General features: G+C 59.8%; 1 protein-coding gene. It reads left to right on the plus strand.

Going from position 1 to position 617, the window contains the following annotated elements:
* Nucleotides 1-610, plus strand: a 610-nt coding sequence (locus WS62_RS08875) for an IS30 family transposase (RefSeq protein WP_156440915.1), incomplete at its 5' end; no start/stop codon positions are given.
* Nucleotides 611-617 lie beyond the last annotated feature (7 nt).

Here is a 617-nt window from a genome sequence, read left to right on the forward strand (position 1 = left end):
GGCTTGGGCGCATGTCAGCGAGGACGTGATGATTTCCAGTCGCCCAGCAGAAGTGCAGGATCGTGCTGTGCCGGGCCATTGGGAGGGAGACCTGCTCATCGGCCTGAACCGGTCCGCGATCGGGACACTCGTAGAGAGATCGAGCCGTTTTACCATGCTCGTGCACCTGCCTCGGGAGAAAGGCTACGGACTGATTCCAAGCACGAAAAATGGTCCCCCGCTGGCTGGCTACGGAGCTGTCACGATGGCCAACGCGCTCAAGAAGACCGTGGCGGACCTGCCCGCCCAGTTGTGGCGATCATTGACTTGGGATCGCGGCAAGGAACTGTCCGATCACGCCCGCTTCACAGTCGAGTCCGGCGTGAAGGTCTTCTTTGCTGACCCGCACAGCCCATGGCAGCGTGGCACGAACGAAAACACGAACGGCCTTCTACGACAATACTTCCCAAAGGGCACCGACCTATCCCGGTGGAGCGCTCAAGAGATTCAAGCCGTTGCCAATACGTTGAACACCAGGCCCCGGAAAACGCTCGGCTGGAAGACGCCGGCTGAAGCTCTGGACGAGTACCTGAAATCCGTTCAAAAATGCGGTGTTGCGACGACCGGTTGAATCCGCC

It is taken from the genome of Burkholderia sp. ABCPW 14, from assembly GCF_001523835.1.
In the GTDB taxonomy this organism is placed as follows: domain Bacteria; phylum Pseudomonadota; class Gammaproteobacteria; order Burkholderiales; family Burkholderiaceae; genus Burkholderia; species Burkholderia mayonis.